The 6,385-nt window shown below is 71.0% G+C and carries 5 protein-coding genes; 2 read left to right on the top strand and 3 right to left on the bottom strand.

Annotation, left to right across the window (positions count from 1 at the left end):
• Positions 1–111: 111 nt before the first annotated feature.
• The 3 genes from ACEY2A_RS12265 to glmS form a co-directional block, all read right to left on the bottom strand.
• Positions 112–1,590: a bifunctional ADP-dependent NAD(P)H-hydrate dehydratase/NAD(P)H-hydrate epimerase gene (locus tag ACEY2A_RS12265; RefSeq protein ID WP_374928855.1), complete on the bottom strand. Its 1,479-nt coding sequence runs from the start codon at positions 1,588–1,590 to the stop codon at positions 112–114.
• Position 1,591: 1 nt separating this feature from the next.
• On the bottom strand, positions 1,592–1,945 hold the full coding sequence (locus ACEY2A_RS12260; protein WP_374928854.1) for a holo-ACP synthase: 354 nt from the start codon (positions 1,943–1,945) through the stop codon (positions 1,592–1,594).
• Between the two features lie 66 nt (positions 1,946–2,011).
• Complete coding sequence (gene glmS / locus ACEY2A_RS12255; RefSeq protein ID WP_374928853.1) at positions 2,012–3,865, bottom strand: glutamine--fructose-6-phosphate transaminase (isomerizing); 1,854 nt, start codon at positions 3,863–3,865, stop codon at positions 2,012–2,014.
• A gap of 93 nt (positions 3,866–3,958) precedes the next feature.
• Here glmS and coaA point away from each other — a divergent pair, with 93 nt between their 5' ends.
• Both coaA and ACEY2A_RS12245 read left to right on the top strand, forming a co-directional pair.
• Positions 3,959–4,909: a type I pantothenate kinase gene (coaA, locus tag ACEY2A_RS12250; protein WP_374928852.1), complete on the top strand. Its 951-nt coding sequence runs from the start codon at positions 3,959–3,961 to the stop codon at positions 4,907–4,909.
• 48 nt (positions 4,910–4,957) lie between these two features.
• On the top strand, positions 4,958–6,349 hold the full coding sequence (locus ACEY2A_RS12245; RefSeq protein WP_374928851.1) for a class II fumarate hydratase: 1,392 nt from the start codon (positions 4,958–4,960) through the stop codon (positions 6,347–6,349).
• Positions 6,350–6,385: the final 36 nt, after the last annotated feature.

Raw genomic sequence — 6,385 nt, 5'->3', positions numbered from 1 at the left:
GACCTGGCCGGTGACACAACTTGGCGCGCTGCCGCGGATTTCTGCACGGATCCTCAGGGCCACTGCGCGGAAGCGGCTGCCCAGAGGACGACTGCCGCGCTCCGGCGCTCCTCAGGACTGCTCGTGCAGCTCCGCCACCGCTGCGGACAGCTCCCGCGCCAGCTCCAGCCCGCGCAGGGGCCCGCCCGCGGAGGCCCGCACTCCCGCCCGTTGGTGCAGGGCCACCCCCAGGCAGGCGGCGCTCGGCCCCGCCACCCCCAGCGCCAGCAACGCACCGATGGTTCCTGCGAGCAGGTCCCCCGTCCCCGCAGTCGCCATCCACGGCGTGCCGCCGGCCAGCACGGTCGCCACCGGGTCCTCGTCCCGCGGCGGAGGAACCACCACCGTGGCCCACCCCTTCACCACGACCGTCGCACCCCATCGCTCCGCAGCCTCGGCACCGGCCGCCAGAGGGTCGGCCTCGACCTCCTCCCGCTCCCGCCCGAGCAGTCCGGCCAGCTCCCCGGCGTGTGGGGTGAGCACCGTGTCCGCACCCGCCGGCCGGTCCGCAGCCAGGGAGAGCGCTCCCGCATCGAGCACACAGGGTTCGCTGCGCTGGGCGAGCCGGCGCATCTCGTCACGGCGCGCGCTGTCGTCCTCCGAGGTTCCCGGCCCCAGCAGCCAGGCCTGCACCCGCCCTTGGCCGGGAACCACCTCGGGGCACCGCGCGAGCACCTGGCCGGTCGCCCGCTCCGGCCCGAGGTAGCGCACCATCCCCACGCCCGTGTACAGGGCTGCGGAACAGCTGAGCACCGCCGCGCCCGGGTAGACGTCGCTCCCGGCGGCCACCCCCAGGACGCCCCGTGTGTACTTGTGGTCCGCGGGCGTGGGCAGCGGGTACGCGCCGGCGAGGTCCTGATGTGCAGCCTCACGGACCGCAGGCGTCACCCCCGCCGTGTCCAACCCGATGTCCACCACCCTCACCTCGCCGCAGACCGCCCGGGTCGCCGGCAGCAGGTGCACGGGCTTGCAGCAGGTGGGGGCCACCGTCGTGTCGGCCACGACCACCTGGCCACGGTGAGTTGCCTGTCGCCCGCCCGGGTCGGCACCGCTGGGCAGGTCGACCGCCACCACGTGCGGCGCAGCGGACCGCTCGCGCATCCCGTCGAGCCAGCCGGCCACCTCGGCCGCCACCCCCGTCAGACCGGGACGCCCGGACAGCCCCACGATGCCGTCGACGACCACGTCGCCCGGTCCCCACGGTGACGTCCCGGGCGCCGGCGGGGGCACGGTCCACTCCCCCGCCTCGAGAATCTCGACGCCCGCACGACGCGCTGCGGCCAGACCTGCCTCGTGGGCACGGTCGGCCACGAGCACCGCGGTGCACCGGTGCGGCGCACCGCTCGCCAGCATCGCGAGGCACCACAGCGCGTCACCCCCGTTGTCCCCCGGCCCCACGAGGCCCAGCACGCGTCCTTCTCGCGCCAGGTGGTCACGGACCGCCTCGGCCACTCCCCGGGCAGCGCGCCGCATGAGCGTGCCGTCGGTGAGCACCTCGCCCGCGCCCTGCTCGATGCGGCGTACGTCCTGCGGGTGGTGGGCCACGCGCACGTCAGTCCCCTGTCGCGATCACGGTCGCCATCGCGACACCCCCGTCGTGCGAGAGCGACAGGTGCCACCGGGTGACCCCGAGCTCGGCGGCCACCTCGGCAGCCCGGCCCGAGACACGCAACACCGGGCGGCCGTGCTCCCCTCGGAGCACCTCTGCCTCTCGAAAACCCAGTCCGGGCGGGGACCCCAGGGCCTTGGCCACCGCCTCCTTGGCCGCGAATCGCGCGGCGAGGGACTCCAACGGCAGGTCGCTCTCCGCATCGGTGAAGAGACGTGAGGCCAGACCGGGGGTGCGCTCCAGGGCGCGCCCCAGACGCTGCACCTCCACCACATCGGTGCCCAGTCCCACGATCACCGCCCCACCTCCTGGACGGGAGACGGGGCGGTGATCGTTGAACGAGTCATGCGGTGTGGCGGGTCGTCACTCGACCGTGACGGACTTGGCCAGGTTGCGCGGCTGGTCCACGTCCAGGCCCTTGGCCGTGGACAGGTACAGCGAGAAGAGCTGCAGCGGGATGATCGCCAGCAGCGGCTGCAGCAGCGGCGTGGAGGCCGGGATGCGGATGACCTCGTCCGCGAAGGGCACGACCTGCTCGTCACCCTCCTCCGCGATCACCAGGGTGCGGGCACCACGAGCGCGGATCTCCTGGATGTTGGAGACCACCTTGCCGTGCAGCCCGTGCGGGGCATCGGTGGGGGGCACCACGATGAACACCGGCTGTCCCGGCTCGATGAGCGCGATCGGACCGTGCTTCAGCTCGCCCGCAGCGAATCCCTCCGCGTGGATGTAGGCGAGCTCCTTGAGCTTGAGCGCACCCTCCATGGCGATGGGGTAGCCGACATTGCGCCCCAGGAAGAGCACCGAGCGGGTGTCCGCCATGAAGCGGGCGATCTCCTCGATGCGGTCGGTGTGCTCCAGGAGGGTGTCGATCTTCTCCGGGATGCCGTGCAGGTCGTTCAGGACCTTGCCCGCCTCGGCGGCGTACTCACCACCCTTGAGCTGGGCGAGGTAGAGACCCAGCACGTAGCAGGCAGTGATCTGCGCGACGAAGGCCTTGGTGGAGGCCACCGCGATCTCAGGACCGGCGTGCGTGTAGAGCACCGCGTCGGACTCGCGCGGGATGCTCGAACCGTGGCTGTTGCAGATGGACAGGGTCTTGGCGCCCAGCTCCTTGGCGTGACGGACCGCCATCAGCGTGTCCATCGTCTCGCCGGACTGGGAGATGGAGACGACCAGGGTGTTCGGGTCCAGCACCGGGTCGCGGTAGCGGAACTCGTGGGCGAGGTCGACCTCGACCGGGATGCGGGCCCAGTGCTCGATGCCGTACTTGGCCACCTGACCGGCGTACGCGGACGTACCGCACGCGATGATGATGATCTTGTTGACAGCCCGCAGCGTGTCCTCCGAGACCTTGATCTCGTCCAGGGTCAGCAGGCCCTCGGCGTCGGTGCGACCGAGCAGGGTGTCGCGGACCGCGTGCGCCTGGTCGTTGATCTCCTTCTCCATGAAGGTGTCGTAACCACCCTTCTCGGCGGCCGCGGCGTCCCAGGTCACCTCGAAGGGCTTGCCCTGCGCGGGGGTGCCGTCGAAGTTGATGACCGTCACCTCATCGGCGGTGATGGTGGCGATCTGGTCCTGGTCCATCTCCATCGCCTGCTTGGTGTGGCTGATGAAGGCGGCGACGTCGGAGCCGAGGTAGTTCTCGCCCTCCCCCAGGCCGATGACCAGCGGCGAGTTGCGACGAGCGCCGACGACGGTGCCCGGGGAGTCCGCGTGGACGGCCAGCAGGGTGAAGGCGCCCTCGAGGCGGTTCACGGTGGTGCGCATGGCCTCGGTCAGGTCGCCGGAGTAGTTCTTGGCCAGCAGGTGGGCCACGACCTCGGTGTCCGTCTCGGACGTGAAGGTGGTGCCCTCGGCCTCGAGCTCCTCACGCAGCGAGTGGAAGTTCTCGATGATGCCGTTGTGGATCAGGGCGAGCTTGCCGTCCTGACCGCCACGGTGCGGGTGGGCGTTCTCGTCGGTGGGGCCACCGTGCGTTGCCCAGCGGGTGTGCCCGATGGCCGTGGAGGTCGCGGGCATCTGGTGGTTCTGGAGCTCGTTCTCCAGGTTGACCAGCTTGCCGGCCTTCTTGGCCGTCTCGACGTGGTCGTCGCCGACCAGCGCCACACCCGCGGAGTCGTACCCGCGGTACTCGAGGCGGGCCAGGCCCTCCATCACGACATCCAGGGCGCGCTCACTCTTGTCGCGTCCCACGAAACCCACGATTCCACACATGGCGCTCACACTAACCGAGTCCCGGCGCCCGGTGGGGTCAGGTGCGCCGTGGCACACGGCACACCGGGGGTGTCGGCGTGCAGAATGGCGCGCATGGCCAACGGCACCGCGACCCACTCCCCCTACGTCGAACTTGACCGCGACGACTGGGCCCGGCTCCGGCAGTCCCACCCGATGAGCCTCTCGGCCGACGACGTCCAGCGCATCGAGGGGCTCGGGGACCGGATCAGCGTGGAGGAGGTCGAGCAGATCTACCTGCCCCTGTGCCGGTTGATCAACCTGTACGTCACGAACTCCCAGCGGCTGCGGGCCACCACCAACCAGTTCCTCGGGGAGTCGACAGCCCGCACCCCCTTCATCATCGGCGTGGCGGGATCCGTGGCGGTGGGCAAGTCCACGACCGCCCGTCTGCTGCACGACCTCATGGCCCGCTGGCCGGAGACACCCGACGTGCAGCTCGTGACCACCGACGGATTCCTGTACCCCAACGCCGAGCTGGAGCGCCGCGGCCTCATGGACCGCAAGGGCTTCCCCGAGAGCTACGACCGCCGCAAGCTGTTGCGCTTCGTCTCCTCGGTGAAGGCCGGCTCCCCCGAGGTCTGCGCACCGGTCTACTCGCACCTGGTGTACGACATCGTCCCCGAGGAGACCGTCGTGGTCCGCCAGCCGGACGTGCTGATCGTGGAGGGGCTCAACGTGCTGCAGCCCCCGGTGCCGCGTCGCGACGGCCTGGCCGGGCTGGCGGTCAGCGACTTCTTCGACTTCTCCGTGTACGTGGACGCCCGCACCGAGGACGTCAAGCAGTGGTACCTCGAGCGCTTCCAGAAGCTGCGGACCACCGCCTTCGCGGACCCCGAGTCCTACTTCCACCGGTACGCCGACATGTCGGCCCACGACGCCGAGGAGTTCGCGCTGTCGGTCTGGGACTCCATCAACGGGCCCAACCTGCAACAGAACATCGCCCCCACCCGGGGCCGGGCGACGGCCGTGCTGACCAAGGGTGCGGACCACTCGGTGCGGCGGGTGCTGCTGCGGAAGGTCTAGCCACCGACGGGGGCCGGGCACGCCCCATCGTCCTGCGATGATGGGCCCATGACTGAGTACCGCACTGAACACGACTCCATGGGCGAGATGCAGGTGCCGGCGCAGGCCCTGTACGGCGCCTCCACCGCCCGCGCCGTGGAGAACTTCCCGATCTCGGGGCGCCCGGTGCCCGGCGCCGTGGTCCACGCCTTCGGCCAGCTCAAGGCCGCAGCGGCCCGAGCCAACGCCGAGCTGGGCAACCTGGACCAGGCCAAGGCCGACGCGATCGTGGCCGCGGCAGAGGCCGTGGCCCGCGGGGAGCACGACGAGCACTTCCCGGTGGACATCTTCCAGACCGGATCCGGCACCTCGACGAACATGAACTCCAACGAGGTCATCGCCACCCTCGCGCGCCAGGCCGGCACCGACGTGCACCCCAACGACGACGTGAACATGGGGCAGTCCTCGAACGACACCTTCCCCACCGCCATGCGGGTGGCGATGGTGCAGGGCGTGGCCGAGCGCCTGGAGCCGGCGCTGAAGACCCTGCAGGAGGCGCTGCAGGCCAAGGCCACCGAGTTCGCCGAGGTGGTCAAGGCCGGTCGCACCCACCTCATGGACGCCGTCCCGGTGACCCTGGGTCAGGAGTTCGGCGGCTACGCCCGGCAGATCGAGCTGGGTCGCGAGCGCCTCGCCCAGGCCGCCGACGCCGTGGCCGAGCTGCCGCTCGGTGGCACCGCAGCCGGCACCGGTCTCAACGCCCACCCGGAGTTCGCCGGCAAGGCCATCGCCGACCTCTCGCGCCAGGTGGGTGTGGAGATGCGGGAGGCGAAGGACCACTTCGAGGCCCAGTCGACGCAGGACGCCGTGGTGCACCTGTCGGCCGCCACCCGCCTGCTGGCCGTCAGCCTGACCAAGATCTGCAACGACCTGCGCTGGATGGGCTCCGGCCCGCGTGCGGGGCTGGGCGAGCTGCGCCTGCCCGAGCTGCAGCCCGGGTCCTCGATCATGCCCGGGAAGGTGAACCCGGTTGTCCCCGAGGCCACGCTGATGGTGTGCGCCCGCGTGATCGGAAACGACGCCACCATCGCGTTCGGTGGGTCCTCGGGCTCGTTCGAGCTCAACGTGATGCTGCCGGTGATGGCCACCGACATGCTGGACTCCATCGACCTGCTGGCCGGGGCGAGCCGCGTGCTGGCCGACCGCTGCGTGAGCGGCCTGGAGGCCAACACCGAGCAGCTGGCCGAGTACGCCGGAGCCTCCACCGCCATCGTGACCGCGCTGAACTCCGCCATCGGCTACGAGGCGGCCTCCAAGGTGGCCAAGCAGTCCCTGGCCGAGAAGAAGACGGTGCGCCAGGTGGTCATCGACCGCGGCCACGTGGAGAACGGCGACCTCACCGAGGAGGAGTTGGACTCCGCCCTGGACCTGCTGGGCATGGCGACCCCGCACGGTCGCTGAGAGCTCTGGGCGCCTCGCCCAGAACCGAGGAAGGCC

The sequence above is a fragment of the Kytococcus sedentarius genome (genome assembly GCF_041937525.1).
GTDB lineage: Bacteria > Actinomycetota > Actinomycetes > Actinomycetales > Dermatophilaceae > Kytococcus > Kytococcus sedentarius_A.
The sequence above is the reverse complement of the archived record's forward strand: the minus strand, read 5'-3'. Positions and strand labels throughout refer to the sequence as shown.